The sequence below is a fragment of the Qipengyuania sp. B-5 genome (genome assembly GCF_056857815.1).
In genome coordinates this window covers 1-24,849 of the sequence record NZ_JBSXNU010000041.1, presented here as the reverse complement: position 1 = coordinate 24,849, position 24,849 = coordinate 1, and the positions used below count along the sequence as shown (strand labels likewise).

The window sequence follows — 24,849 nt, the reverse complement described above, 5'->3', positions numbered from 1 at the left end:
AAGGGCGGAGGCGCGGGCGCATGGGGTAACCGACGGCCCGCCCATGCGCCCTGCCAGTATCAGGCTCCCTCGGCTGGACAGGTGGTATAGCCCCAAAAGCCAAACTCATCCTTGGCTCTTGGCGCTGCCACGATCATCTCCTGCATCTGCAGGCTCGCATCGCCTTCATCATCCAGCATGCGGGTTCTGATCCGAAGCTCACCGTTCGAATAGCTGCCGGGGCCATCGGCAGTGACGGGGATCAATTTGCCATTGATCTTGATTGCTCCGCCCCCGTCGCCGTCATAGACAAATGAGGGAAAGGCCACTTCGGTCAGGCGGAACTGGCAGGCCTGTCCTGCGCCCAGAGCAGCAAGATCCGCGTCATTCATGGTCCCGGGAAGCATCAGGCCTGAGTCAACATTTGCCAGTGCACTGGCCGCATCCTCGATCGGCGCGGCAGTGGCAGGCGGGTCGAGCTGGGCTTCGCGGTCGTTGCCCGGAGCGGTGTTCGAATTGCAGGCGGCAAGCGGTAGCGCGATGAGCGCCGTGAAAGCTATCTTGTTCATGGCTGCATCTCCTCGGGCAGGCGTTCTTCGGTCCGAGGACCGTTCTGCTCGATATCGTCGATGAGATATTTCATCTCGGCGATTTCGCGGCGCTGGGCGACGATGATGGCCTGAGCGAGTTCGCGCACGCGAGGATCCTTCAGGCTCGCGCGTTCGCTGGTCATGATCGCGATCGAGTGGTGCGGGATCATCGCTGCCATATATTCGGTATCGTCGACGGTGGTCTGGCTGCGCACCAGCCACAGCGCGAGGGCGAACACGAAGGCGCCGACGCCCAGAATAATGAAGTTCTTGGTCCGGTCCTTGTACATGCCCCACATGAAGAGCAGCATGACAACCATCATCATCGCGCCCATGACAAACATCATCCAGAAGCGCGTTTCGCTCCAGAAAAGATCATCGACGGTAAAGGTGTTGGCATACATCAGGAAGAACATGATCACGGTCGAGGTCGACACCATGGCCATGAATCGCCAGTAGCTGCCGCCCCCTCCCTTGTCCGAGTGGGTCGTCTTTTCAGTCATGCTTTTTCTCCTTTGTGCATCATGGTCCAGAATAGCTGCGCCGAGCAGCTGATGAGAGCGAAGCCGGTGAGGGCCTCGACGCCGGCCAGGACTCTCAGGTGCTCGGTCGGATAAATGTCGCCCAGGCCCAGTGTGGTCACGTTGATGAGCGAGAAATAGAAGTAGTCCATCCAGTCCATGGAAGGCGCCTTGTCGAAACCTCCCAGGCCCCATTGCGCGCCCAGCCAGAAACCTGCGGCAAAAAGGATCGCCACGAGGAAATGCGACGCGAGCACGATCAGCGAAACGGCAAGCTTTGCCTGCGTATCGCGGCGCCGGTCGAGAAGCCGGTGACCGACACCCAGAATGGCAAGGTGCGAAGCGACAGCCGAGAGGAACAGAAAGACGGAGAGAAGGAGCGCGGTGATCATGCGAGAAGCTTCGCGCCCATCCACAGACCCATTCCGATCATGAACAGATTTTCGGTCAGCGAGACAAAGCCGAGCGGCACATTGCTGCTGCCGCCCACGCAGGCGCATTTAAGCTCGCGCTTGTCGATGTAGACAGCCTTGAAGACGCTGACAGCGCCGACTGTGCCGATGAACAATGCCAGCGGGGCCGAGAGCCAGGTCAGCGCGCCCGCGGTCATGAGAATGCCGGCAGCGGCTTCGCCGAACGGGTAGACGAAGCCATAGGGCACCCAGCGCCGTGCGAGCAGGTCGTAGTTGAGGAACATCGTCGAGAAACTGCGCACGTCCTGAAGCTTCTGAACGGCGAGCAGGGTCATCGACAGGCTCACGAACCATTCTGCGGCCCGGACAGTGAAGAGGTCGTCAAAAAACGCCCAGCTCAGCCCTAGCGCGAGCAGCAGCGCGACCGCGAAAATCGCAATGACCGGCTGATAGCTGGTTTCGCCTTCCTCAGGCTGCGAGCGGCTCTTGCCGAAGAATTCGCGGACATCGTCATAGCCGCCAATGCGCTTGCCTTCGATAAAGGTCTGCGGGGTGGTCTCGACGTCGTACTTGTCCTTGAACGCATCGGTTTCCTCCCTGCTGGTCAGGTGATGATCGTCGACCTCGAAGCCTTGCCGCTTGACAAGATCGACCGTCTTGATGCCATAGGGACAGACATGGTCCTCCATCACCATGCGGTAGACCGCCGCTGTTCGGGTCGTCATGAATCGCTCCATCTGTTTTTCTTGACGTTTCGCTTCGTCAACTCAGGTTTTCGGGAAACGGTTTCGAAAAAGCCCGGCGTAAAAGCGGCAAAGCTGGTTGAAGAAGGTGCCATCAACTCTTCTCTCCTGACCGATCATCTTTGTGAGAAGCGGGCGCTTCGGAATTGCGCGAGAGGTAGATCCATTCCCCCACGAACACCGCGACGATGCCGATCGCCGCATAGGCGACAACGGCAGGATCGCTGCGCAATTTGGCCGCGGTAAAGGCTGCGAGGACCACGCCATCTGCCGCGAGTGCTGTAAGAAGTATTGATGCTCGCGCGCCGACTTCCTTGCGCAGGTGACGCAGGACGCCCCAGTGCACCAGCATATCCATGACGAGGTAGAAGAAGGCGCCCAGCGAGGCGATCCGCGACAGATCGAACAGGACGGCAAGCGTCCCGGCAATGACCACCGTATAGACCAGCATGTGGCTGCGTATCCCGCCGCTCATGCCGAAATGGCTGTGCGGGATCATCTTCATGTCGGTCAGCATCGCAAGCATGCGCGACACGGCAAATACGCTCGCGATCACGCCCGAAGTCGTTGCGGCGATCGCGATCGCGACGGTGAAATAGAAGCCCAGTTCTCCCAGCGCCGGACGCGCCGCTGCTGCGAGCGAATAATCGCGCGCCTCGACGATCTCGGATATGCTCAGGCTCGAACCCACCGCCACTGCGACAAGCAGATAGATCACGATACAGACCGCGATCGAGATCATGATCGTCCGGCCGACATTCTTGTGCGGGTCGACGATTTCGCCGCCGCTATTGGTAATCGTGGTGAAGCCCTTGAAGGCGAGGATCGAGAAAGCAACCGAGGCGAGCAGGGCTTCTGCATTGGTCAGCGAGACGGGCTGCGAAAATGCGCCTGATGAAAAACCGCTGGCCAAGATCGCGGCGACTGCGAACAGCGCGATGCCGCCGATCTTGATGGCGGACATGATAAGCGAGAAGCCGCTTACCGACCTGTTGCCCGCTGCATTGACGAGATAGGCGAAAATGATGACGGCAAGCGCTGCGAGAGAAACGAGCCACCCGCTGCTTTCGAGGCCGAACGGGCGCAGCGCGTAAGTGGCAAAGGTGCGGGCCACGAGGCTCTCGTTAATCACCATCGACAGCGCCATTAGGAGCGAGGCAGAGGCGGCGATCACGCCGGGTCCGTATGCTTTCTGCAAGATCATCGCGATGCCGCCCGAAGACGGCCATTTGTTCGACATCTTGATATAGCTGTACGCCGCCAGCGAGGTTACCAGCGCGCCAGCGATGAAGGATAAGGGGAAGAGCGGACCGGCAAGCTCGGCGATCTGCCCGGTCAGCGCGAATATGCCGGCACCGATCATGACGCCGGTTCCCATCGCCACGCCGCCCAGCAGGGTTATCGAGCCAGCTGTTTCGCTTTGATTCTCGTGCTCATGGTCTTGCAAGACTTTCCCCTGTCGATGGTCTCCCGTTCAAGAAAGATCATGCCGGACAGTACGTTCGGTCGGGGCTCATCCCTCAATATTTTTGAGTATGTGGCGGGGCGAAGCCCCAACCGCATCATAAATTTGCAGGAACTGAGCCGATCGACAAAGCGCTCCGAACACGCGTGCTGTCCCACAGACCAGCGGTTAGATGCTCACTTTCCCGCGATGCTGGAGATAAGCCTGAGCTTCGCGCACATCGAGCTCACGCGTGCTATTGCCTGCTCGCAGCATGAACCGGGCCACGCTCCCTTCGGAAAAATAGATCGGCTCCAAGCTCTTCTCCACAATAACTCGGCAAACGATCTTTTCCTCGAGTTTGTGGAACCTACAATGGATCAGAGCACACGCGTGTCCTCCAAGACCCTCTTTTGCTGTGTCCATCAATAAACGTTCGAAGCCATCCTGGTTGGCGGACTTAAGCGTTTGCATGTCCGCCTCGATGCCCGCGATGCTGCCATCATCTTCGACACCGATAAGGAGAGTGCCGCCCTCTTGGTTGAGGAACCCCGCCAGGGTTTTGACGATGACTTGCTGCAAGCTGCGGTTGACTTTCTCCTGACGCCTGTCCCAACGGAAGGAAGATTTGAATTCCAGCTGCTCGCTTTCGCCGCGAGCTATTAGTAATGGAAGTTCTTCATTGAGTTCGCGTTCCAGAAAGCGAACTCTGGACCGCTCGTGCACGAGCCGAACATGATACACTCCAAAACCCAGTCCGATCGCGCCGCCGATCGCGGCATATATCAAGCTCATTGCAAACATTTCGAACGCAAACGCGGAGAGAGTCCGGTCGATTATGAAGCTGAGTGCGCTGTCTTGGTCGGCAAAGGCCAAGGCACCAAACTCGTACCAAAAGACGAGCGTCGTGAGCGGGTGAAGAATCACTACACCCAGAACAGCGCCGATGGCGACGTGAACTAACAGGGATCGCCTCTCTCCTTGGGACGGAGTTCTGGGAATGGCTCTAGCTCCAGTAATAATATGCGATCGAAATGAGCCAGACGAGGCCTTGCCCCTCTTGGACCAAGTTACCGCGACAAGCTCTGTCTATCGACTGAAACGCTTCTGAAAATATCGGAAAAGCGGCACCGCGATTAAAGCAATATACCAACCATACAAAAAACTTCCAAGAGCGCCTGCCAGAAAGCCCGAGAGGGTCAGCCACTCGAAACCGGGAAGCAGCGGCGCCCACGCTTCGTGCATGTGCGCCTGTTCGGGCGCGAGCAGGCCGAAACCGATGCAGATCAGGTAGCTGAAAAGCAGGAAGAGGCTGAGTGTCCAGCCCCATATGAAAATTGAGGTTTTGACCGAATAGTCCGACATGATGGTCCTCCGTCAGAGTTGGCGCAAAAAGGGCTGCCCATATTCACGGGTAGGATGCGAACACGCTCCGCCCGCCTGGGCCGAAGGCGATGACATCATAGGGCTGCACCTGGTCCCCGAGTTCCATCCCGGGCGAGCCAAGCGGCATTCCGGGCACGGCCAGGCCTGCCACTCCTTCGGGGCGTTCGCGTAATAGCTTCGCGACGGCATCGGCCGGCACGTGGCCTTCGATGATATAGCCATCGACTTCCATCGTGTGGCACGACCACAGATCCTGCGGTACACCCCTGGCTGTCTTTAGTGCAGCCATGTCGTCGGAGTCGACCGAGGCGACCTCCGCTTCGAGCCCGTGTTCTACGTGACCGGCCCAGTTAAGACAGCACCCGCACCCTGCGTCGCGGTACATCGTGTATGTCGCGGCCTGGGCCGCATTCGAGCAGGCTGCAAGGGCGAGGAGGAGCGAAGCCGCCAGCGAACGACTGAACGGTTTTGATGGATTGATGAAACTCATTTACATTTGCCTTTCCTGAGGCCGCGCCGAGCAGAATGACTTTGCCAGAATGTGTCCGCGCAAATTCTGCGCCGACAAACGACGCGTGCTTTTGACTCAATGCCTTTACGCATCAATTGCTTCTTGCCCTCAAATTATCTTGAGGGTTTGCGCGAAGTGTCGCGTATAGGAACCGTGCAACCGACAGGAGCAAGGGATGCGTGATAATCAGACACTCGATGCGATGCTCGGCACGATGGCGTCGCAGGAGGCTGGCGACGTGCCGCCCGACTTCATGAACGGCGTCTGGCAGCGCGCAGGACAGCTTGGCGAAATTGCCGATCAGCGACGCAGAATGGCCTTGTTCGCCGGTCTGTTTGTCGTCGGCCTGGCGGCAGGCGCAGGGACCAGCGGATGGCCGTCCGAAAACGGCGCTCCTACAGAAATTGTTGGCGAGAGCCTCGTTGGCGGAGAATCCCTGTCACCCGCTGCATTGCTTCATGTGGGGTCATAGACGTTGAAGAAGTTTCACCTTGTCCTTGCGGTCCTGCTGGCGGCGCTCGCCGGATGCCTAGGAGCGCTTGCCGCCGATCGCTGGGCCAACAACGATGCCGAGGGCGGCCTGCACCAGTTCGTGCACGATGAGCTGTCGCTCACGGCTGACCAGGAGCAGCGGCTCGATGCGCTCGAAGCGCGTTTCGCGGTAGAACAGGCAAGGCTCGAAGCCTCTGCGCGCGCAGCCAACGCCCAGCTCGCCCAGGCAATGGAAACCGAGCACGAATACGGGCCCGAAGTCAGTGCCGCGATCGACGAGGTGCATGCGCGCATGGGCGATTTGCAAAAAGCGACCGTGCGCCACGTCTTCGACATGCGGGAAATTCTCGATTCCGATCAGCAGCTCCAGTTCGACCGGAAAGTGTCCGCGGCCCTCACGCGCGATCCGCGTGACTGACCAGCCTTGGCAGCGGTGGATGACACTTCGGATGAAGCTCTGATCGGGCGGGCGATAGCCGGTGACAAGCGGGCGTTCACAGCTCTCGTCGAGAGCGAGATCGCCCGGTTGATTGCGCTTGCCACGCGCATGCTGGGTTCACCATCGCGGGCCGAAGATGTCGTTCAGGACGGTCTCGCGTCGGTCTGGCTGACACGTCATCGCCTCGATCCGAGCAAGCCCATCGGTCCCTATTTGACGACAATCGTTCTCAACCGGTGCCGCGACAAGCTCCGCCGCAGGAAAGTTATTGGCTTCCTTGGTTTGCCGGATGGGCGGGAAGCCGACGCCGTTGCCGACGATGCCCCTAATCCCGAAAATGTTGCCGGAGCCCGCGAACAGCTGCGGCTGGTCCAGGCCGAAATCGGGCGCTTGCCGGTGCGCCTACAAGAGGCGCTCGTGCTGGTCACTGTCGAGGGGTACAGCCAGGCCGAGGCTGCCGAGCTGCTCGGCACCACCGAGAAAGCCGTCGAGACGCGCATCTATCGTGCGCGCAACCGGCTGAAGGAGCGGTTCGAAAAGTTTGAGGGGTAGGGCAGCTGACCGCGTATGTGACGGTATACGCATTTTCAGGAGCCCCCTATGCCTGCCCTCAATCGCCGAAGATTCCTTGGAACAAGTGCCAGCGGGCTCGGCCTGCTTAGCCTGGCCGGTGCCGTTCCCGCCTGGGCGCGAGGCGGAGATCTGCTCTCCGGGGCCGCCCGGCGAGGTATCGATGAGGCGACCGGACCGAATATCGATCTGACGGTTGCGCGCTCGGCTTTCTCCACCGGCAACAGGCGTGGCGGCGCGATTGCCGTCAATGGCAGCATCCCGGGGCCACTCCTTCGCCTGCGCGAAGGGACCACCGTCCGCCTCAACGTCCATAACCAGCTTGAGGAAGACACCTCGATCCACTGGCACGGTCTGCTCGTGCCGTTCCAGCTCGATGGCGTGCCGGGCGTAAGTTTTCCCGGCGTGAAGCCGGGCGAGACCTTCACAGCGGAATTTCCCGTGCGGCAGGCAGGCACCTATTGGTGGCATTCGCATAGCGGGCTGCAGGAACAGGCCGGTCATTACGGTCCGATCGTGGTTGATCCCGCAGGCCCCGATCCGGTGCAGGCCGAACGCGAATATGTCGTCGTGCTGAGCGAATTCAGCGAGATGTCGCCCCATGCGATTTTCGACAAGCTCAAGAAGGGCGAAGGCTACTTCAACTACAACCAGAACACCTGGACCGACGACTATCCGCTCTCGGGCGAGGATCGCCGGATGTGGGCCAGAATGCGCATGATGCCGACCGACATTCTCGATGTGTCGAGTGCGGCCTACACTTACCTTCTCAACGGTCACGGACCGCTCGACAATCTGGAATATCTCTTCCGTCCCGGCGAGCGCGTGCGGCTGCGCTTCATCAATGCCGGGGCCATGACTTTCTTCAACATCCGCATACCTGGTTTGCCAATGACCGTCGTGCAGGCGGACGGGCAGAACGTCGAGCCGGTTGAAGTCGACGAGTTCCAGATCGGCGTCGCCGAAACCTACGACGTGGTCGTGACGCCGGGCGAGCAACAGGCCTATACGCTGGTGGCGGAGTCGATGGACCGCTCGGGCATGGGCATCGCAACGCTGACGAGCACGCCTGGAGCGCGCGCCGCCATCCCGCCGCTGCGTGACCCCCCGCTGCTGACCATGGCCGACATGGGTATGAGCGGCATGGACCACGGCTCGGGCAGCGATGCCGGCATGTCTGGAATGGACCATGACAGTGGCGGCGACATGGCAGGAATGGACCATGGTTCGTCTGGCGAGTCGGAAATGGCTGGTATGTCGGGCATGCAGATGCGCGACACATCACGGCTGCCGCCTGATGTAAGGGTCGGACCTGGTCTCGACATGGTTGCGATGAACCCGGTCGACCGTATGGGCGACCCCGGGATTGGCCTTGCCGATGTGCCGCACCGCACCCTCGATTATCGCAAGCTTCGCTCGCTTGCATCGCATCAGGAAAACAGGACCCCTTCGCGCCGGATGGAAATCCATCTGACCGGCAATATGGAACGCTACATGTGGTCGTTCGACGGCAAGAAGTTCTCCGCCGTCTCCGACGAGCCAATCCGGTTCGCCTATAACGAACGCGTCCGTGTCAAATTGATAAACAACACGATGATGGCGCACCCGATCCATCTGCACGGACACTTCTTCGAACTGGTTAACGGCGCACCTGCCGATCGTCAGCCGCTCAAGCACACCGTTAACGTGCAGCCGGGCGGCAGCGCGCAGTTCGACCTGACGGCGGACGAGCCGGGCGACTGGGCCTTCCACTGCCACCTTCTCTATCACATGCATGCCGGGATGTTTCAGATCGTCACGGTTGCCAATCCTGCCGGAGAGGGCGCATGAAGATATCTATCATCAGCCTGCTTGCCTCGGCCGCCGCGGGTTCGGTTCTCGCCTCCCCCGCCGCGGCGCAGCATGCGGGTCACTCGCCAGTGGAACCGCAGCAGAGCGCCGAGGCGCAGGCTGACGCCAAAACAAAGTGCGAGGCGGCAGCCGAGCGCCATCGCGCGATGGGGCATCCGGTAGCAGAGGGGGCTTGCGGCCCCGCTGCCCAGCCTGAAGTTGCGATGGACCATTCGACGATGGACCATTCGACGATGTCTCATGGTTCGACGACCGCTCAGGATGGTCATTCGGGCATGGCAATGCCGATGGACGCTGCCCGTCCGGAGACTACACCCGGGAGTCATGAAGGAATGGATCATGGCTCGATGCCGCATGGCACGCCTGCCGAAGGCGCGATGGATCATTCGCAGATGAATCACGGCGAGATGGGACAGGCGGAAGCCGCCAGTTCGTCGATGGACCATGGGCAGATGGATCACAGCCAGATGAACCATGGGCAGACGGGTTCACAGGACATGCAGGGCATGGACCATTCGGCGATGCAGATGGGCTCGAACGACGATATCCCGCTGCTGCCGCCTCCTCCCGAAGCCGGGAGCGGTCCCGCGCGCGCGGCGGTCGCGATCTGGGGCGAGGAAGCCATGAACGAAGCGCGGCGCGAACTTGTCCGCGAGACCGACGGCGGGATGCGCTTCTGGTTTCAGGGCGACCGGCTCGAATACCGCGCCCGCGAGGGAGTGGATGGATATCTTTGGGACATCCAGGGCTATTATGGTGGTGATATCGACAAGTTCTGGTTCAAATCCGAGGGCGAAGGCAGCTTCGGTGAGCCTGTCGAGGGAGCCGAAGTCCAGGCACTCTGGAGCCGGGCGATCGCTCCCTTTTTCGACCTACAGACAGGTGTGCGCCAGGATTTAACAGGACCCGAGCGCACCCATGCTGTCATTGGCATACAGGGCATTGCTCCCTACCAGTTCGAGGTAGACGTCGCGGCGTTCGTATCGAACAAGGGTGATGTAACCGCGCGCTTTGAGGGCGAGCTTGATCAGCGCATCACGCAGCGGCTGATCCTTCAGCCGCGTGCCGAAATCGCTCTTTCGGCGCAGGATATTCCTGAACTGGGTATCGGCTCAGGTCTCGACCGGATCGAGGCAGGTCTGCGTCTTCGCTACGAGTTCGCACGCGAATTCGCGCCTTATGTCGGCGTTTCCCAGGAATGGCGGATTGGACAAAGCGCCGATTTTGCACGCGCCGCAGGGGAAGACGCGAGCGTGACGAATTACGTCGTGGGCTTGCGATTCTGGTTTTAAAGGAAGGAAATATCCAATGAGGATAAGACTATCTCTAAGCGCGGTCGCCCTGGCCTTGGCTGCAGGCGGCACTCCCGCCCTGGCACAATCCATGGATCATTCCGCGCACTCGGACCCTACGGCTTCGACGCAGATGGACCATACGGAGCAGGGCATGAACCACGCTGAGCATATGGCTGCGATGAACGATGACGTGGCCGGAGCCGTAGCGGTCCTGACATCGTATCGCGATGCCCTGACGTCGCGCGATGCAGAGGCCATGGCCGCGCTGTTTGCCGAGGAATCCTTCGTTTACGAAAACGGCAAGGCGGAAGGCAGCTTCACGTATTACATGGAGCATCACCTGGGACCGGAACTCGATGCAATAACCAGCTTCACCTTCGGCGAACCGACGCTCGCAGTCACCCGGATGGGACATATGGCTTATGGCCGCGAAACTTACACCTATCGGATCGAACTGGCCGACGGCCGCGTAATCGACCGCGAAGGGGTTGCGACCTCGGTCCTCGCCCATGATGCAGATGGCTGGAAGATCGTTCAGTACCATTCATCGTCACGCGCACCGCGTAATAACTGATCTGATCGGGGGAACACCGATTGGCGACACGCTCTTTCAAGCTGCGTCTTCATGTGCTGGGCAGCAAGCTTCACAAATGGCTGGCAGTCTTTGTCGGCGTCCAGGTGCTACTGTGGATGATCACCGGGGCGCTGATGTCGTTCCTCGACATCGAAGAGGTTCGGTCCGAACATGTCGTTTCGCGCGCGCCGGAGGTTCTGCCCGCCGATGCTGTCATGCCAGAATGGCTCGATAGCAGAGAGGGGGTGGTTTCCCTTGCGACGCGCGCGGTCGCCGGCAGGGCCGTAACCGAGGTCCGCCGGGACGATGGAAGCGTCACGCTCCGCGACCCGGATAGCGGCATGCTCATCTCGCCCCTTCCCGCCGCGAGCGCACGGGCCATCGCCCGACGTGCCTGGACCGGGCCACCGACCACCGTAGCGACCACACGCCTCATCGAAGACGCTGTCGGGACCGAATTCCGTGGTCCGTTCCCGGCGTGGCAGATCACTTACGGCGATGAGGATAATACCCGCGTCTACATCGATGCATCCAGCGGCTCGGTGCTCGCTGCCCGCAGCGACACCTGGCGCTTGTTCGACTTTGTCTGGGGGCTGCATATTATGGACTGGACGCAGCGCGACCGGATCAACAGCTGGTGGCTGCTGTTGTTCGGGATCGGCGGGACAATCATCGCGGTTTCGGGCTTTGTCTTGCTTGCCAACCGGTTCCCTTGGATCAGGCGGCGGGCGAAACATGTGCCGAATGCCCCCTGAAGCCGCTCCCAGTTTAATCAGGTTCGGCTCGGGCAAAGCGGACCAGAAGGATCGTGAGCGCCGGCACGATCGTCCACATCGCGATCGGAATCAGCGCCAGTCCCGTCACTGGCTCCTGCGGCATCAAATCGCTGTAGCGCCAGCTCAGGAAGCTTTCTGCCGGAAGCGAAGTAGCGATCATTTCAACGACGATGGCGACGACAAGCCCGAAACCGAAATAGACCGCATAGGGCATTTTGGCGGCTTGCCAGGGCCACGCGCGCCCGCCGCGCAATGCTGCAAGGCTATACGCTGTCAGCAGGATCACGCCATCGCCCAGGCTTGCAATGCCGCAGCGAATGGTCTGCTCATAAGGCTCGAGATTTCCCGGCTTGAAAAACGGCATCTGGAAAATCTCCCAGACGAACGCGATCAGGCTTCCACAAAAAAAGATCAGCCAATGGGTTCTGGTCATGCTGCAGGTACGCCCGAAAAATCTGCGCAAGCAAATAGCGATCGTCCGGATTTCCAGGTCCCGGACAGAGTCCTTGGCGCCCCGAAGCGTGAATCAGTCACGGTCTTCGCGGCTCTCGGTCTTGGCCATGCGAGCAGCGCGTTCGAGAAATTTCCGCATGTCACCTGCTGCCAGTTCGGTAAGCGGATGTCGGCTCGCCTCAGGGCGCGGTTCGATCATGTCCGCTCGTTTCCTGATCTGTTCGATCTGTTCATCGCTCGCCCCGGACAAAAGGCCGAGAACTATGTTCTCGAGAGTTATGAGGCGAATGCGCATTTGCACCAGTTCGGCATGATCGGGCTCCGGGATATCCCAGCTGCCGTTCTCATTGACCGTGCTCACGACTGCTTCTCCGACGGCTCTGTTGTCACCATGATCTGTCCCATTCATCTCTACAGGCTTCGGTCAAAAAGGGTGACCGAAAAACACCATTCCTGCAACCGGCTGTGCGATCGGCTCAGCCGTCTCCGGTGGGCGCGGTAATTGTTTGAGGGGAGGAGCTACCGGCTGCGTAAAGAGAATGAATGCGCACAGCACCCATCGCATGACCGACGAAAGGAAATCGATTATGAAACGGACAGTTCTAGCTCTCATACTCGCCACTGGCCTGACAGCCACTCCGGCGATGGCCCAGCAACAGCATGACCACGGAGCTCAAGCTGCGGCACAGCAGCAGGATCACGCTGGCCACATGATGCAGGATTCCGACGCTATGGCGGCCCATCGCGAGAAGATGGCAGAAATGCGCGCGCTGATGCAGCAGGCCCACGCGGCGAGCGATCCTGCCGAACGCCAAAGGCTTATGGCCGAGCACCGCACAGCGATGCAGGAACACATGACGGGCATGATGCAGGGGGACAAGGCTGATATGATGGCGGCCTGTCACCAGCGCATGATGATGATGCACGACATGATGGAGCAGATGGCGGCTCACCAGAACATGCCGCAAGACGATTAGGAGATGGTGGCCGGGCTTTCGTTTTGTGCCTGAGGCTGGCCACCCTCACCAAAGCGCTGTGCAAGGCAAGAGACCCAACCCATCGCGTGAGTCAAATTTGAACCCTCACGCGCCGTCGTTCGCCGCGCTCTATCAAGGTAAGAGATGAGGGTTCGCAGAGCATTGCCGACACAATAGGTCGCACGACTGTCGCCAAGACCGGAGTCCGTAGAGAATGAAACCAATCCAATTCATGGCTATTGTGGCCGCCAGTCTGCTCTGGATAAGTCCGGCCCAGGCCCATGGCGACGAAGAACATGGTGAAGCGGCCAGTGCTGTCGTCTCCGATGCGGCGTCAGAAGATATCCAGTCTGCGCAGGGGCACGGCGATACGGCTGCTGATCATGACGGGGCGAAGGGACAGGATGCAGGCGAAGGCGACAAGGGCGTGGTCGGTGTGCTCAAATCGCTGCATCCCGCCACCGTACACTTTCCGATCGCCTTGTTCTTTATGGCAGCTCTCACCGAGCTATTCATCATCGCACGGAAGGGCACAGGCCTAGAGCCGGCAGTGCGCGTACTTGTTTATGGCGGTGCCGCCGGGGCGGTCGCGGCGGCCATATTCGGTTGGATCCATACCGGTCTATGGTTCGGCGGAGATACCGCGATGCAGGTTCATCGCTGGAACGGAATGCTGATCGCCGTCCTCGGTCTGGCGATGGCCTATCTGGCGAGCCGTGCTTCCGCGAGCAGGACCCCGCTTCGCGCCGCAATCTTTGCCATGGCCGCTCTCGTGCTGGTGCAGGGCTTTCTGGGCGGCGAGCTTGCGCACGGTGCCAATCATCTTGGTATCTCCTGGCTTTGAAGGATAGGATGATGCGCAGATCAAATCGGAACGCGTTTGTTGCCCCCCTTTCTGCGGCGGCATTGGGGCTAGGGCTCGCTGCCTGTGATCAGACGCAGGACACTTCATCAGAAGCTGAAGCCTTGCCACTGTATACGGCCCCGCCGACCGAGAGCACAGGTGCTGGCGAAGGCGAAAGAGACAACGCTGCCTCTCCCGCTGGAGAGGCCAACACGAACCGGTCGGGTGAAGCTGCGACTGCCGGTAGGCAACCAGACCGACCGGCGAGCACTCCGGTAGTAGCGTCGTCCCCTGCGGCCACTCCCCCGCCGGTGAATGCCCAGCCTAGCAACACACCCGATCCTCATGCGGGCCACTATATGCCATCCATGCCCGACCATGACATGCCCTCGATGTCCGATCAGGCGGATGGATCGTGACCTGGCGTTTCGCCTTCTGATCGGCCCAAAAAACGGCCGACGCTCGTTTTACCAGTCACTATGAATAACAAGTCGTCGTTTGCCAAAGGCGCTTTATCTCATCTGTCCGATTTTGGGGGTATTGATGGGGGTATTTGCAAGACGACTCAAAAAGTTTATTAGGTAAATCAGCACGTTATATGCTCTCTATATTTCCCTCCTCCGCTACCAAACTTTTGGATTTAGCCTAAACGCTCAGGAGAATCTCTTTCCAGGGGTTGCTCGCTGCAACGGTTGCCCAGTGTGGCAGGGGGACTAACGTGCGGCAACAAGGCCCCGGCCGATAATATGCGCCTGAATCTCGCCCGCTCCCTCGAAGATATTGAGAATGCGCGCATCGCAGAGAACACGGCTGATCTCATATTCCAGCGCATAGCCGTTCCCGCCATGAATTTGCAGCGCATTGTCGGCATTCGCCCAGGCGACGCGGGCGGCGAGAAGTTTGGCCATTCCCGCCTCGATATCGCAGCGTTCGCCGCGGTCCTTGTGGCGCGCGGCCGAATAGGTCAATTCGCGCACCATGACGAGTTCGCAGACCATCATTGCGAGCTTGTCGGAAACCCGGGGGAAGGAAAGTAACGGCTTGCCGAACTGCGTACGTTGCATGGCATAGCGCAGGCCGAGATCAAACGCGTTCCAGCCTACCCCGATTGCGCGAGCGGCGGTCTGGATGCGCGCACCTTCGAATGTCCGCATCAGCTGCTTGAAACCCTGTCCCTCGGCACCCCCCAACAACCCGTCGGCGCCCACTGCAAACCCGTCGAAGCCCAGCGTATATTCTTTCATGCCGCGGTAGCCGAGGACCTCAATCTCGTCTCCCGCTATACCATCATCGGGAAAGGCGGATTGCGCGGTCCCACGGGTCTTTTCGGCGAGGAACATGGAGAGGCCCCCATAGCCTGGCGTATTCTGATCGGTGCGGCAGAGAATGGTCATCAGATCGGCGCGGGCTGCATGGGTGATCCAGGTCTTGGACCCGTCGATGCGCCAGTTGCCATCGGGAGTGCGGGATGCCCTTGTGCGCACCGAAGCGAGATCCGAACCCGTGTCGGGTTCGGTGAACACGGCGGTGGGCAAAATCGATCCATCGGCAATGCGGGGAAGGAATTTGGCTTTCTGCTCCTCGGTACCGTTTTCGCCAATTAGTTCGCTCGCAATTTCCGAGCGCGTGCCGAGCGAACCTGCGCAAATCCAGCCGCGTGAAAGCTCTTCCGAGACAAGGCACATGGCCAGTTTACCGAGACCGAGACCGCCGAATTCTTCCGCTATGCATACGCCGAACACACCGAGGTCGGCCATTTCCTGGACCACTTCCATCGGGATAAGTGCATCGGCGAGATGCCAGGCATGGGCGTGCGGCGCGATCCGATCGGCGGCGAAGGCTCTGAACTGGTCGCGGATCATGTCGAGCGTCTCGTCGCCAGTACCTTCGAAGGGGCGTTCGCCCTCCGCGAGCCGGTGAGCCAGAGCCGCGCGCGTTTTCGCGGTGTTGCCCTCCTTGATGAAATAATCGACGGCTGGGTCACTGGCGAAGGCCTGCGCCTCGACATCAAGCCCATATGCGGAAGGCCGGACGACTTCGTTCTGGCTCATCACGACCCCGCCAGCAATCTGGGCGCAATATTCGCCCGTGCCGACGCCAAGGACGAGTTTTTCGAGCTCGCCGAAGCTCCCGGAATTCTCGGCCCGCTCTGCCCATTCGGCGAAAGCGCCGAGGGCAGCCGACAGGGTGGCCATCCACGCATATCCATGGAGCAAATGCTGTTCGCGCTCTGCAATATCGTGATCGAGCTTGCCTTCGGGCGCGACCGTGTCGGCGAGCCTGGCCCGTACTTTATCGATATATTCGGCGGCTGCCCTGGCGGCTGCGCGGATTGGGATCAGGTCTTTGGTCATCGAAACTCGGCAGTCGCAGCCATGGCGATGGCCCCATCGCATCTTACGGCCTCGTAAGAGCCTTGCCCTGCCTTCCTCAAGAAGATCGGCTGGCCGAGAAAGAGAGGTGCTTTGGCGCGAAAGGAAAACGTCGCAAGGAATCCGTCATGCATGGCCAGTTCAGCCAGCCTTGCAGCGGTGAAGGGACCGTGAACAATCAGCGCCGGATAACCCTCGACCCCGGTCGTGTAAGGGAGATCATAGTGTATTCGGTGTCCGTTGAAAGTCGCCGCAGAGAAGCGAAAGAGATCGACCTCGTTCGGCTGCCAACTTTGGCCCTGAGGCATTGTCCGGGCTGGCACAGGGAGGGGAGTGCGTTCGCCTGCGCCACGATAAACATAGGTCTGCATCTCGCGCACGCGAACCTCGCCGCCCTGTTCGAGGCGTTTCTCGACTTTGACGAAAACAAGATCGCCGCTGTTTCCCGACTTTCGCGTGACCTCTGCCACGCGGCTCGTCTGCCGGGCCGGTGCGCCAGTTTTCAAAGCTCCATCGAATGTCATGGATGACGCTGCGAACATACGCCGCGGGAGCGTGATATCGGGCAGGAAGTCCCCGCGTTTGGGGTGTCCATCCGGGCCGATCGTATCGTTGTGGGGGCAGGGCAGAAAAAAAGCCCAGTGCGGCAGGGGTACATGGTCGGTTTCGTCCTGCCGGCCGATCGCCCGCGCGAAGCGGCGCAGGGCAAGCGGATCGAGCGCTTCCTCCTCGACCAGTTCGGATCCGACTGCTTCCTGCCAGTCGGCGAGCTGCGCTTCGCTCACACCCCCCATGGATCAGTTTCCCTTGAACTCGGCCTTTCGCTTCTGGAGGAAGGCCATGGCACCTTCGACAGCGTCCTGCGTATTGCCGGCGATACGCTGGGCCCGGGCCTCCGCTCCGAGCGTGGTGGCAAGATCCTGGGACAATCCTTCACGCAATGTTTGCTTCATCAGGCCCAGCGCGAGGGTAGGTCCATTCGCCAGCCGTTCCGTCAGTGCCTGCGCTTCGCTTTCCAGCGCATCGTCTTCGACACATTTGTAGATCAGGCCAAGACGCTCTGCCTCTTCGGCATAGATTTTTTCGCCCAGCATCATCATGCGGGTCGCCTGGGCAGCGCCGATAAGGCGAGGTAGCATCCAGCTGGATCCGCCATCGGGTACGAGGCCGATATTGGCGAATGCCTGGAGGAAATAGCCGCTCTTTCCCGCGATCACGAAGTCGGCGGCCAGCGCGATGGAACAGCCGATACCGGCCGCCGGTCCCTGGACAACCGAGATGACCGGTACGGGAAGGGACGCCAGAGCCTGTATCATCGGATTGTAACGCTGGCTCAGCGAAGCGTAAGCGCGGTCGCCGCCAGTGACAGACATTTCCGCATTTCCAGCAAGATCGGCCCCGGAACAGAAGGCGCGGCCTTCCCCCCTGAGGACTACTGTTCTGGCATCGCCGACGTTACGAATGGCAGTGAAGATTTCATCGGCCATAGCGGGGGGGCAGGCATTGAGCCGCTCCGGTCGTTCGAGCGTAATGGTCAGAATATTGCCGCTGCGATCCGCACGGATGGTTTCGAAGTCGCTCATTTCCCGCTCCCATGAAATCGGTATCTGCCATCTCTTGGGGAAACGGGTCTGGAAAGGCAACCTATTGCCAAATTCCCGTGCCCGCTTCGCTTCGCCCGATCAATCCTGTGTGCCCCACAGGTTCATCATCGCCGGAAGTGAGGAACGCTATCGTCGCGGTGTCGGTCGGCGGAACCTGCGCAAGCGTGCGTTTGTTCTCCGCCGTCCGCGCGACGATTACTCCCGATCGTGGGGAGCCATCCCGATTGTAATGTACTGTGTAAGATTCGATTTGCGCTTCACCTGTGTAGTTCTCGTCCAGTTCAGGGATCTCGCCCCTACGCTCGTCCGCTTCTACCTGGTAATCGAAATCCTGCGGGAAATGGGCTCCCGTCGGAGAACCTGACAACAAGATCGTGTGATTGTGCGTTGCATAGCCGCCGTTTGCGAACAGCAGGCCCCGGTCACTGGTGCCGCGGAGACGCCGGACCATCTCGGCAATCGCATGGCTCATGTAGTTGCCGATGGGGCCACCGCCGAAGGTAAGGCCGCCGAAGACGGTCACGGGTTTGTCTATCGGCCAGTCCAGGACACGCCGCGCCATCTTGGGGACGCAGGGAAAGCAGGAATATAGTTCGACATGGGAGAGGTCTTCCGCAGAAACTGCGTTCAATTTCATCGTGCGCTCGATCGAAGTCGTCAGGCTGGGAGAAGCATCGTATCGGTCGCGAGCAAGGAAATTGGCGTCCTCATGGGCCGCAGCGCCGTAACCGAGGAATACCAAACGATCTTCCGGGATTCCGCGGCGACGCGCTTCGGCCAGATTGGTTACGAGAAAGCCTGCCCCCTGGTTTACCGAGGAATTGGCCACCTGCAATTTGGTATAGGGAAAGGCGATGGGCCTGTTCTTGGCTGACGGCGTCACGACATCTTTGGCGGCTACCGGCTCACGTATCCAGGCGCTCTCATTTCTGGCGGCCACCTCGCTCATCGCTGCCCAGATCGCTCCGCTCTCGGCTTGTCCCTCGGCGAACGTCTGATCATAGGCTGCACGACCGGCGTTCTCGTAAAGCGGATAGACATCGGTCGGCACTATGAGCCCATAGCTCTGGGCATAGCCGGTTTTCTTGCGATGGCCTGCGTCGCGCAAAGCGTTTGGTTTTTCGTCAGGATTACCGGTGTTCGATGCCGCGAGTTTTGCCGCAGTGCGTAGAGCCTCGCCGCCGACTATTGCGCAAATCCTCGCCTCGCCGCGGGCAATCCGGTTCGCCGCTTCGTGCAACAGGAGGACAGGACTGTCACCATTCGGCAGCGCGGTCTGCATCCTGTGGGCGGGGTCTATACCAAGCAATTCCGCCAGCTTGCCGTCGACGGGGTTGAGCTGCGGCCATGCCAGTTGCGCCACCACAGAAAGCGAATCGCAGTCGGTCAACCATCCTCCGCCAGCATCTTCGTCCGCGTTTCTCAACGCTCCTGCCATCAGGCCGATCGGGTCCATTCCTTCGCTGGGTTGCCCGGGTCGATCATTGATCTGGCCCACACCGATAATGACGGGGGTTTTGTACGGATCGGTTTCGCTCATGCCTCGGGTTTAGCGGGGCAAGGCGTTTTGGCAAATGCAAGGAGTTGGCTGGGGTGGCAGGGACCCCAGACGAAAATCGCCTAAGCATCTGAAATACAAGGTTTCCCCCTATAGCTCGGCCGCGGATGACCACGAGAGGGTGCCACGGCAGGGTGCCACGGCAGGAGACCACGCCATGTGCGGCATTCAGAACGTCACTCGCAAGCACGGAACCTATTATTACCGCAAACTCATACGTTTAGGACCTGATAAGCCTTTCCGGTTACGCCTTTCCCTGAAGACAACCAGCCGCCGCCGTGCAGCCTTGCTCGCGCCGGCGCTGACCTTGATCTGCGAGAGGGTTGCGATGAACATGATGAGCAAGATGGGACGCGACGGGCTGACCGGCGCCGAGCGGGCCGAGATCTACCGGCGCCAGATGCTGGTCGAGCGCGACCGGCTCGAGGCGATGCACGCCAGCCTCCACATTCTTCCGCCCGATGATCATGAGGACATAGGCAAGGCTCTGACGCTGCGCCTCGGCGCGAGCGAGATGGCCGCACAGGACGGAGCTATGCAGGGCAAGACCGAGGACTTCCTCGTGGCCCGCATCGACCCCGAGAACGATGACGAGCCGATCGTGATCGTGGCCTGGTCGGACCTTGCTCAATCGATCGAGCACGAGGGAGCCGAGGAAGCCGCAGCGGCGCGGCTCGCGGAAATCGGCGTGGAGCAGTCCGCGCTGCGCGAAGCCATGGCGCTCAAGGTGATCAACGAGGCGAGGATCGTGGCAATCCGCGAGTTTCGCGAGGTGCTGGCCAACCCCGGTGCGGCATACCCGCCGGTGCCGATCGGCCAATACGAGCCAGCGCCCCAGCACCTGGCCGCGCCAGCGACACAAGCTGCGCCTGTTCCCGCGCAACCGGCCGTAGCAGGCCCATGGGCAAACATGACGCCCACGGAGGCAATGGAGAAATTCTTTGCTCACAATCCCAAGACCGGCGGCAAGGACGGCAAGTCGAGAAAGAAGAACGGGGCAGCCTGGACGGCGAAAACGCGCAAGCAGGCTCTCGTAGCGGCGCGACTTCTCGAGCAGGTCATGGAGGGGCGTCCCCTGGCACAGATATAATCAGCGATTGTATCGAGACGCTTCGAACTCATGGCTTACGGCGCACTGACCAGATCAGTGCAGCCAAGGCGGTGATCACACAAGCTAGGGCGGCGAGCATGGAGGGACTGAGAACAAGCATGACTATCTCCGAATCGAGAAGGCTCATGTTCCACATTTGTTCCGAGTAGGAAATTGCTCAATTAGCCGCTAGGCTCCCTCCATGCTTCTTTTTGCCGCCGCACTCGCCGTTTGCTCCACCGGACCGAGAGACCACTGTGTGCACGACGGCGACACCGTATGGTTTGAAGGAGAAAAAATCCGGATAGCGGATATTGATACGCCGGAACTGAACGGTGCGTGTGCCTACGAACGAGCCTTGGCTATTCGGTCGCGTGACAGGCTTTTGCAGTTATTGAATGCCGGCGCTTTCGAAATAGCCCGTAACGGCAAGGACCGCTACGGGAGGACCCTAGCGACGCTACACCGTTCAGGACGCTCAATAGGCATGCAGCAGGTAAAAGAGGGATTGACGCGAACCTGGTCAGGTCGGCGCGAGCCTTGGTGCCGCAATGATTGACCGCAGAAAGGCTCTGTTGCGCGAGTTTCCGTTCTCGCCGGGCAGCCCTGTCGGGAGGCTCGGACAGGTAATCGGGGAAGTGATCGAATGACGGTCACGCGCGAGCAGGAAATCTGGGCCATGGCTCTATGGGTGGACCGCGAACACGGTGAAGATGCGGAGCGCTTTATCGCTGAACGGGTGCTTCATTTCGAATCCCAAGGTGACAACGTTGGGCAGGAATTGTGGATGAACGTGGCGCGCCGATACGTCGAGCTGCGTGACGCAATCATGACCGAGCCCAACTAGCGCTGCGCTCGGCATTCACACCGACGCGGTGATTGTCGCTGGGGGCGAAAGTGGCTCCTTGTTTCGATCCAGGAAGACCGAACCCCAAGTCCGATCACCAGTCTCGATCTATCCTATCAAGTCTTATCGGCGCCATTTGCAGGAAAAAGGATCGTCAGCAGCAAGGAAGAATCTTCCAAGGCTCGGAGTCCATGTTCGGCGCCGCTATCGAAGTAGATCCACTGGTGGGATGAGAGTTCGACGGATTTGTTGGCAATATCAATCTCGACCCGGCCCTCGATGCACTGAAGAGTTAATTGTCCTGAGACCTTGTGGGCTGGAAGCACTTCTCCCGCCTTCAGAACCAGGCGAATAGCCTCGAAACTGTCTGTCTTCACCAGCGCCTTGGTGGGAGCGGACTGTAAATCAAAACCAAGCGGTCCGAGATTTACGACTTCACCTGCACTCGCGTGATGCAATGCCATCAGTATTTCCTTTTCGGTCTGCGCTTGGTCTATCTTGAGTCGCCGGCCCGCTGCCAGATCCAGCCAGGAGGGTCGCTCGCGGGGAACGATTGATCCGAGGCCAGATCAACTTCGTCGAAATGGTCCGACGTGTCATTTTCATTCAGCAATTCGCGTCCCAGGCGGGCCTGGACTTCCTTGAAAATCGCCTCATGCATACCGGACCTCGATCTTTCGATATTGTCCTCGATGTCGACGGCACACGCACAAAAATGTTCATGGATGGCTTGCTCGACGTGCGCTGCCAGCGGTTCATCTGGGTTTGAGCTACGGAGCGCCAGTGCCTGAGCAACAGCCGCCTCGAACGCGGCCGGGTTCAACGGATCATCGTATTCATGCGTCACTTGTCCCTCGTTTCCAGAGCATTGGCATTGCCTGAATGTTCATAGTCCGCACGGGCGCAGTGGTTACGTAATATCACAAGGCGCTTTCTCGATGATGCCCACTCCTTTGGCATTAGCGACAGATCTATCAGCAGGCTCCTCAAGCCAGCGGACATGAGCTTCACAAAATTGGATCCCGATTTCGGTCGAGGCGCACAGCCGCGCACATCCAGTGGGCCTGGAGGAGCCAGTTCGCCGCAGTGTTCACAGAACATGGCAGTTTCCTTTTTCTCGCTCTGTCATATCATTACTGCGCTGATGACGCAGATGCCTATTCCGAAAAACGCGACAACTGCTGGAACGATGAGCACCTGCCCATATACCGCGCCTCTCGGTAATGGTCCGTATGCAGTCTGGAGAACTGACCCGGCGCGGCTGAGAACGCTTCGCGGCTGCTGCGGTGCTTGCCTCAGCATCATGCGGGCCGTCCCAAAGAACATGGTGACGTATATTGCGGAAATTGCGATTGCGAATGTGGCATGGGCGCCGCCCGTTGCGCCGAGCAAAGCAAGAAGAAAGATGGCATAACTGCCAATCATCGATCCCCAGATCAACGCCGGTAGCTCAAACATCCGCGCTTCTGGGCGCAGCCGGGGAGAATGTGTCTCATTGTCGTTCGCTTCGATCGGGGCGACAGAGACCAAAGCCTTCGAACGCGGATTATCAGGTTCTGAGGCGGGCGTTGCGACTTGACTGCGAAGAACGGCATCAGACATCAGATAGACCCTTTCCTGCCCGCCTGACGACCAATCAATCACGGCGGAATAGAATGATGGTGAGAAGACGGTCGGGACCAAGGGAATTGATCCGCGATGCTTGCTCCTCTCGGCGACGCTCTCGGAGTGCCGCCGATGTCCTAGCTACGCTGATGAAGCCACGCGGGAAATTTGGATGATCATCCTATGGGAGGCGCCCTAAGGGATTTACCGGAGGTGGACTGACGCGCTGGAGCCAAATGACGAGCACAAATACGGGATCGTGCCACAGAAGATCGTGCGGCTGAGGCTAGGGCTGCAAGAACTTTGGCATCTTGGGACGGCCTGTGGTTGTTCGGGTCAATTTCCGTGAACTTTGCGCGCAAATCTCGCGAGATCTGAAACGACCTTATGATTAAGCGCGTGAGAGGCTTATGTTCGGGAGAGAGGATTCCCGACCTTTTTTCGACCGCTTCTGAAGAAGCCAAGAAAACAGCTATTTCCACGCTTCCGCTCGAAGCGTGTGGCACAATCAGTGGCACAATTTGTGGCACAGTGCGAGCGGCAAAGGGGGAAGGGGAGTTGGCTCGGTTACCCGCCAGATTGCGGACTTGCTGGCTAAGGTAGCAAAACGCTTGGAGGCGCGCGACCACAACCCTGGTCGATAGCGAGATACTGCTGGTCCCCGCGGAAATCTTCCACAGCCTAGTCGATAGCCGGGCAGACTTTTTGCGGCAGTTTCTCGTTATGATGGGGCAGCGTTACAAGGCTGCTCTGCAGCGGTTAGCCTTCCCACTGTCTCATCATTGACCTTGATGGCAAGCTGCTTTCGGACGCAGTTTAACTTCCAGTATGTCGGGCAGCATTTGTTCTTCAAAACCAAGCAAGCCGGCCGTCCCAATCGGGAGAAGTGTCGAAGAGTAACGAAAACTACAGCCTCGTCCCGTTAGGCGCACAGGCACAGGCTACCGCATCTTCCCTTGCTAGGGTAATTGCCAATCCATTAACATAGCTCAGCGAGAGAACTATCTCACGTCCTTGATTTCCGATCTCGTAAGGCACATTAGAAGTTGATGGTTTCAGTAAGTATCGGACTTGCCGCAGGGACTCCTGCGGGCAGCAGCACCGCACGCCTACATCCCTAGGTCATTCGTGGTGACCTAGGGTGTCGCTTAATATCGCGCGATCGTTCGGTCACTAACGCTTCCTTGCTGTGATAAAGTCAGTCCCCATCGCGCTATCCGCGCGACCGGAGCCATTCCCGTGTTCTTTTCTCGCTTTACCGCGCTCGGCGCGAGCCTGCTTGGGCTATTACTCTCTGCTGTCTACGTTTCCGAGCGTTGGGCAGTGCTCACATTTACCCTTTGTGCGACATTCACGATCTTAGGGCTTCTCGATCTGCATCAAACGCGGCATTCGGTCCGCCGAAATTATCCCGTCATTGGACGGCTACGCTGGCTCTTCGAAGAGATCAGGCCCGAAATTCGTCAATATCTGATCGAGAGTGATGACGATCAGACTCCGTTTTCCAGAGCGCAGCGATCTCTGGTGTATGCCCGTGCGAAGGACGAAGTAAGCGACCGCCCTTTCGGCACACGAGCCGATGTGTATCGGAATGGATATGAGTTCATTTCGCATTCGACAAAACCAAAGCTTCAAGCTGATCCTGATACGTTTCGGGTAGCAATAGGAAGTGCTGGCTCAGGATCCCAATACCTCGCCTCGATGTTCAACATTTCTGCAATGAGTTTCGGTTCGCTGAGCGCCAACGCGATTCGAGCACTCAACAAAGGCGCCAAATTAGGTTTCGTGGACAAAGCTTGACTGGGGACTCGGACCTTGATTCAAGGCTGGCTTTTGGAGGCGGCCTTGGGCGAACGGATCGGCGTTACGGACGAAGAGTGGGAAGTGATCGGGGCGCTGCTGCCGCCTGAACGGG

General features: G+C 59.4%; 30 protein-coding genes. 13 read left to right on the top strand and 17 right to left on the bottom strand.

Going from position 1 to position 24,849, the window contains the following annotated elements; translation table 11 throughout:
- Positions 1 to 59 precede the first annotated feature (59 nt).
- The 8 genes from AC13CE_RS06485 to AC13CE_RS06450 all read right to left on the bottom strand — a co-directional run bounded on the left by AC13CE_RS06485 (position 60) and on the right by AC13CE_RS06450 (position 5,566).
- Entirely contained in the window at positions 60 to 548 is a 489-nt protein-coding gene (locus AC13CE_RS06485; protein ID WP_010412757.1) for a DUF6692 family protein, read from the bottom strand.
- Complete coding sequence (locus AC13CE_RS06480; protein WP_010412760.1) at positions 545 to 1,072, bottom strand: DUF305 domain-containing protein; 528 nt, start codon at positions 1,070 to 1,072, stop codon at positions 545 to 547. The genes AC13CE_RS06485 and AC13CE_RS06480 overlap by 4 nt, the downstream gene beginning before the upstream one ends.
- The gene (locus AC13CE_RS06475; protein WP_066776710.1) at positions 1,069 to 1,482 is read right to left on the bottom strand and encodes a potassium channel family protein; all 414 of its coding nucleotides are present in this window, start codon (positions 1,480 to 1,482) and stop codon (positions 1,069 to 1,071) included. Before AC13CE_RS06475 ends, AC13CE_RS06480 begins: the two co-directional genes overlap by 4 nt.
- A complete protein-coding gene (locus AC13CE_RS06470; RefSeq protein ID WP_165327860.1) occupies positions 1,479 to 2,228 on the bottom strand; it encodes a glutaredoxin family protein in 750 nt (249 codons plus the stop codon). Before AC13CE_RS06470 ends, AC13CE_RS06475 begins: the two co-directional genes overlap by 4 nt.
- Before the next feature lie 112 nt (positions 2,229 to 2,340).
- The gene (locus AC13CE_RS06465) at positions 2,341 to 3,624 is read right to left on the bottom strand and encodes an APC family permease (protein ID WP_010412769.1); all 1,284 of its coding nucleotides are present in this window, start codon (positions 3,622 to 3,624) and stop codon (positions 2,341 to 2,343) included.
- A gap of 255 nt (positions 3,625 to 3,879) precedes the next feature.
- Positions 3,880 to 4,617 carry an AlbA family DNA-binding domain-containing protein gene (locus AC13CE_RS06460; protein WP_482971930.1) on the bottom strand — a complete coding sequence of 246 codons (738 nt, stop codon included), beginning with the start codon at positions 4,615 to 4,617 and terminating at the stop codon, positions 3,880 to 3,882.
- Between the two features lie 162 nt (positions 4,618 to 4,779).
- Positions 4,780 to 5,055 carry a hypothetical protein gene (locus AC13CE_RS06455; RefSeq protein ID WP_010412775.1) on the bottom strand — a complete coding sequence of 92 codons (276 nt, stop codon included), beginning with the start codon at positions 5,053 to 5,055 and terminating at the stop codon, positions 4,780 to 4,782.
- Between the two features lie 43 nt (positions 5,056 to 5,098).
- Positions 5,099 to 5,566 carry a DUF411 domain-containing protein gene (locus AC13CE_RS06450; RefSeq protein ID WP_033193265.1) on the bottom strand — a complete coding sequence of 156 codons (468 nt, stop codon included), beginning with the start codon at positions 5,564 to 5,566 and terminating at the stop codon, positions 5,099 to 5,101.
- A gap of 196 nt (positions 5,567 to 5,762) precedes the next feature.
- On the opposite strand from AC13CE_RS06450, the gene AC13CE_RS06445 reads away from it, so the two are divergent.
- The 7 genes from AC13CE_RS06445 to AC13CE_RS06415 are packed head-to-tail and all read left to right on the top strand — an operon-like array spanning position 5,763 to position 11,563.
- Complete coding sequence (locus AC13CE_RS06445; protein WP_482971929.1) at positions 5,763 to 6,059, top strand: hypothetical protein; 297 nt, start codon at positions 5,763 to 5,765, stop codon at positions 6,057 to 6,059.
- Positions 6,060 to 6,062: 3 nt separating this feature from the next.
- Complete coding sequence (locus AC13CE_RS06440; protein WP_086438292.1) at positions 6,063 to 6,497, top strand: periplasmic heavy metal sensor; 435 nt, start codon at positions 6,063 to 6,065, stop codon at positions 6,495 to 6,497.
- A 15-nt stretch (positions 6,498 to 6,512) separates the two neighbouring features.
- Positions 6,513 to 7,070 carry an RNA polymerase sigma factor gene (locus AC13CE_RS06435; RefSeq protein WP_371876727.1) on the top strand — a complete coding sequence of 186 codons (558 nt, stop codon included), beginning with the start codon at positions 6,513 to 6,515 and terminating at the stop codon, positions 7,068 to 7,070.
- A 48-nt stretch (positions 7,071 to 7,118) separates the two neighbouring features.
- Complete coding sequence (locus AC13CE_RS06430; protein ID WP_482971928.1) at positions 7,119 to 8,918, top strand: copper resistance system multicopper oxidase; 1,800 nt, start codon at positions 7,119 to 7,121, stop codon at positions 8,916 to 8,918.
- Positions 8,915 to 10,231 (top strand): copper resistance protein B, encoded by a 1,317-nt coding sequence (locus AC13CE_RS06425; RefSeq protein WP_482971927.1) that lies wholly within the window; start codon positions 8,915 to 8,917, stop codon positions 10,229 to 10,231. Before AC13CE_RS06430 ends, AC13CE_RS06425 begins: the two co-directional genes overlap by 4 nt.
- Positions 10,232 to 10,247: 16 nt before the next feature.
- Positions 10,248 to 10,808 (top strand): YybH family protein, encoded by a 561-nt coding sequence (locus tag AC13CE_RS06420; RefSeq protein WP_482971926.1) that lies wholly within the window; start codon positions 10,248 to 10,250, stop codon positions 10,806 to 10,808.
- A gap of 20 nt (positions 10,809 to 10,828) precedes the next feature.
- Positions 10,829 to 11,563, top strand: a complete 735-nt coding sequence (locus AC13CE_RS06415) for a PepSY domain-containing protein (RefSeq protein WP_240049141.1) — start codon at positions 10,829 to 10,831, stop codon at positions 11,561 to 11,563.
- A gap of 13 nt (positions 11,564 to 11,576) precedes the next feature.
- Here AC13CE_RS06415 and AC13CE_RS06410 read toward each other — a convergent pair whose 3' ends face one another.
- Positions 11,577 to 12,017, bottom strand: a complete 441-nt coding sequence (locus tag AC13CE_RS06410; RefSeq protein ID WP_482971925.1) for a hypothetical protein — start codon at positions 12,015 to 12,017, stop codon at positions 11,577 to 11,579.
- Between the two features lie 93 nt (positions 12,018 to 12,110).
- Entirely contained in the window at positions 12,111 to 12,398 is a 288-nt protein-coding gene (locus AC13CE_RS06405) for a hypothetical protein (RefSeq protein ID WP_011413855.1), read from the bottom strand.
- A gap of 226 nt (positions 12,399 to 12,624) precedes the next feature.
- Between AC13CE_RS06405 and AC13CE_RS06400 the strand changes: the two genes are divergently transcribed.
- Positions 12,625 to 13,014, top strand: coding sequence for a hypothetical protein (locus tag AC13CE_RS06400; protein WP_482971924.1), 390 nt, complete (start codon positions 12,625 to 12,627; stop codon positions 13,012 to 13,014).
- A 214-nt stretch (positions 13,015 to 13,228) separates the two neighbouring features.
- Positions 13,229 to 13,858 (top strand): DUF2231 domain-containing protein, encoded by a 630-nt coding sequence (locus AC13CE_RS06395; protein ID WP_482971923.1) that lies wholly within the window; start codon positions 13,229 to 13,231, stop codon positions 13,856 to 13,858.
- A gap of 713 nt (positions 13,859 to 14,571) precedes the next feature.
- Here AC13CE_RS06395 and AC13CE_RS06390 read toward each other — a convergent pair.
- From AC13CE_RS06390 to AC13CE_RS06375, 4 genes are all read right to left on the bottom strand, one after another.
- Positions 14,572 to 16,212: an acyl-CoA dehydrogenase family protein gene (locus tag AC13CE_RS06390; protein ID WP_482971922.1), complete on the bottom strand. Its 1,641-nt coding sequence runs from the start codon at positions 16,210 to 16,212 to the stop codon at positions 14,572 to 14,574.
- Positions 16,209 to 17,024 carry an HTD2 family dehydratase gene (locus tag AC13CE_RS06385; RefSeq protein ID WP_482971921.1) on the bottom strand — a complete coding sequence of 272 codons (816 nt, stop codon included), beginning with the start codon at positions 17,022 to 17,024 and terminating at the stop codon, positions 16,209 to 16,211. The genes AC13CE_RS06390 and AC13CE_RS06385 overlap by 4 nt, the downstream gene beginning before the upstream one ends.
- 3 nt (positions 17,025 to 17,027) lie before the next feature.
- Entirely contained in the window at positions 17,028 to 17,813 is a 786-nt protein-coding gene (locus AC13CE_RS06380) for an enoyl-CoA hydratase-related protein (protein ID WP_482971920.1), read from the bottom strand.
- A gap of 61 nt (positions 17,814 to 17,874) precedes the next feature.
- Entirely contained in the window at positions 17,875 to 19,374 is a 1,500-nt protein-coding gene (locus tag AC13CE_RS06375; RefSeq protein WP_482971919.1) for an acetyl-CoA acetyltransferase, read from the bottom strand.
- Positions 19,375 to 19,549: 175 nt separating this feature from the next.
- Between AC13CE_RS06375 and AC13CE_RS06370 the strand changes: the two genes are divergently transcribed.
- The 3 genes from AC13CE_RS06370 (at position 19,550) to AC13CE_RS06360 (ending at position 21,329) form a co-directional block, all read left to right on the top strand.
- Entirely contained in the window at positions 19,550 to 20,482 is a 933-nt protein-coding gene (locus tag AC13CE_RS06370; RefSeq protein WP_482971918.1) for a hypothetical protein, read from the top strand.
- A gap of 259 nt (positions 20,483 to 20,741) precedes the next feature.
- On the top strand, positions 20,742 to 21,041 hold the full coding sequence (locus tag AC13CE_RS06365) for a thermonuclease family protein (RefSeq protein ID WP_482971917.1): 300 nt from the start codon (positions 20,742 to 20,744) through the stop codon (positions 21,039 to 21,041).
- Between the two features lie 87 nt (positions 21,042 to 21,128).
- Positions 21,129 to 21,329 (top strand): DUF6961 family protein, encoded by a 201-nt coding sequence (locus AC13CE_RS06360; RefSeq protein ID WP_482971916.1) that lies wholly within the window; start codon positions 21,129 to 21,131, stop codon positions 21,327 to 21,329.
- Between the two features lie 116 nt (positions 21,330 to 21,445).
- Here AC13CE_RS06360 and AC13CE_RS06355 read toward each other — a convergent pair whose 3' ends face one another.
- From AC13CE_RS06355 to AC13CE_RS06345, 3 genes are all read right to left on the bottom strand, one after another.
- Positions 21,446 to 21,793 carry a cupin domain-containing protein gene (locus AC13CE_RS06355; RefSeq protein WP_482971915.1) on the bottom strand — a complete coding sequence of 116 codons (348 nt, stop codon included), beginning with the start codon at positions 21,791 to 21,793 and terminating at the stop codon, positions 21,446 to 21,448.
- Between the two features lie 29 nt (positions 21,794 to 21,822).
- Positions 21,823 to 22,176 carry a hypothetical protein gene (locus AC13CE_RS06350; protein ID WP_482971914.1) on the bottom strand — a complete coding sequence of 118 codons (354 nt, stop codon included), beginning with the start codon at positions 22,174 to 22,176 and terminating at the stop codon, positions 21,823 to 21,825.
- Between the two features lie 278 nt (positions 22,177 to 22,454).
- Positions 22,455 to 23,012, bottom strand: a complete 558-nt coding sequence (locus tag AC13CE_RS06345) for a hypothetical protein (protein WP_482971913.1) — start codon at positions 23,010 to 23,012, stop codon at positions 22,455 to 22,457.
- A gap of 1,161 nt (positions 23,013 to 24,173) precedes the next feature.
- On the opposite strand from AC13CE_RS06345, the gene AC13CE_RS06340 reads away from it, so the two are divergent.
- A complete protein-coding gene (locus AC13CE_RS06340) occupies positions 24,174 to 24,734 on the top strand; it encodes a hypothetical protein (RefSeq protein ID WP_482971912.1) in 561 nt (186 codons plus the stop codon).
- The last annotated feature ends 115 nt before the right edge of the window (positions 24,735 to 24,849 follow it).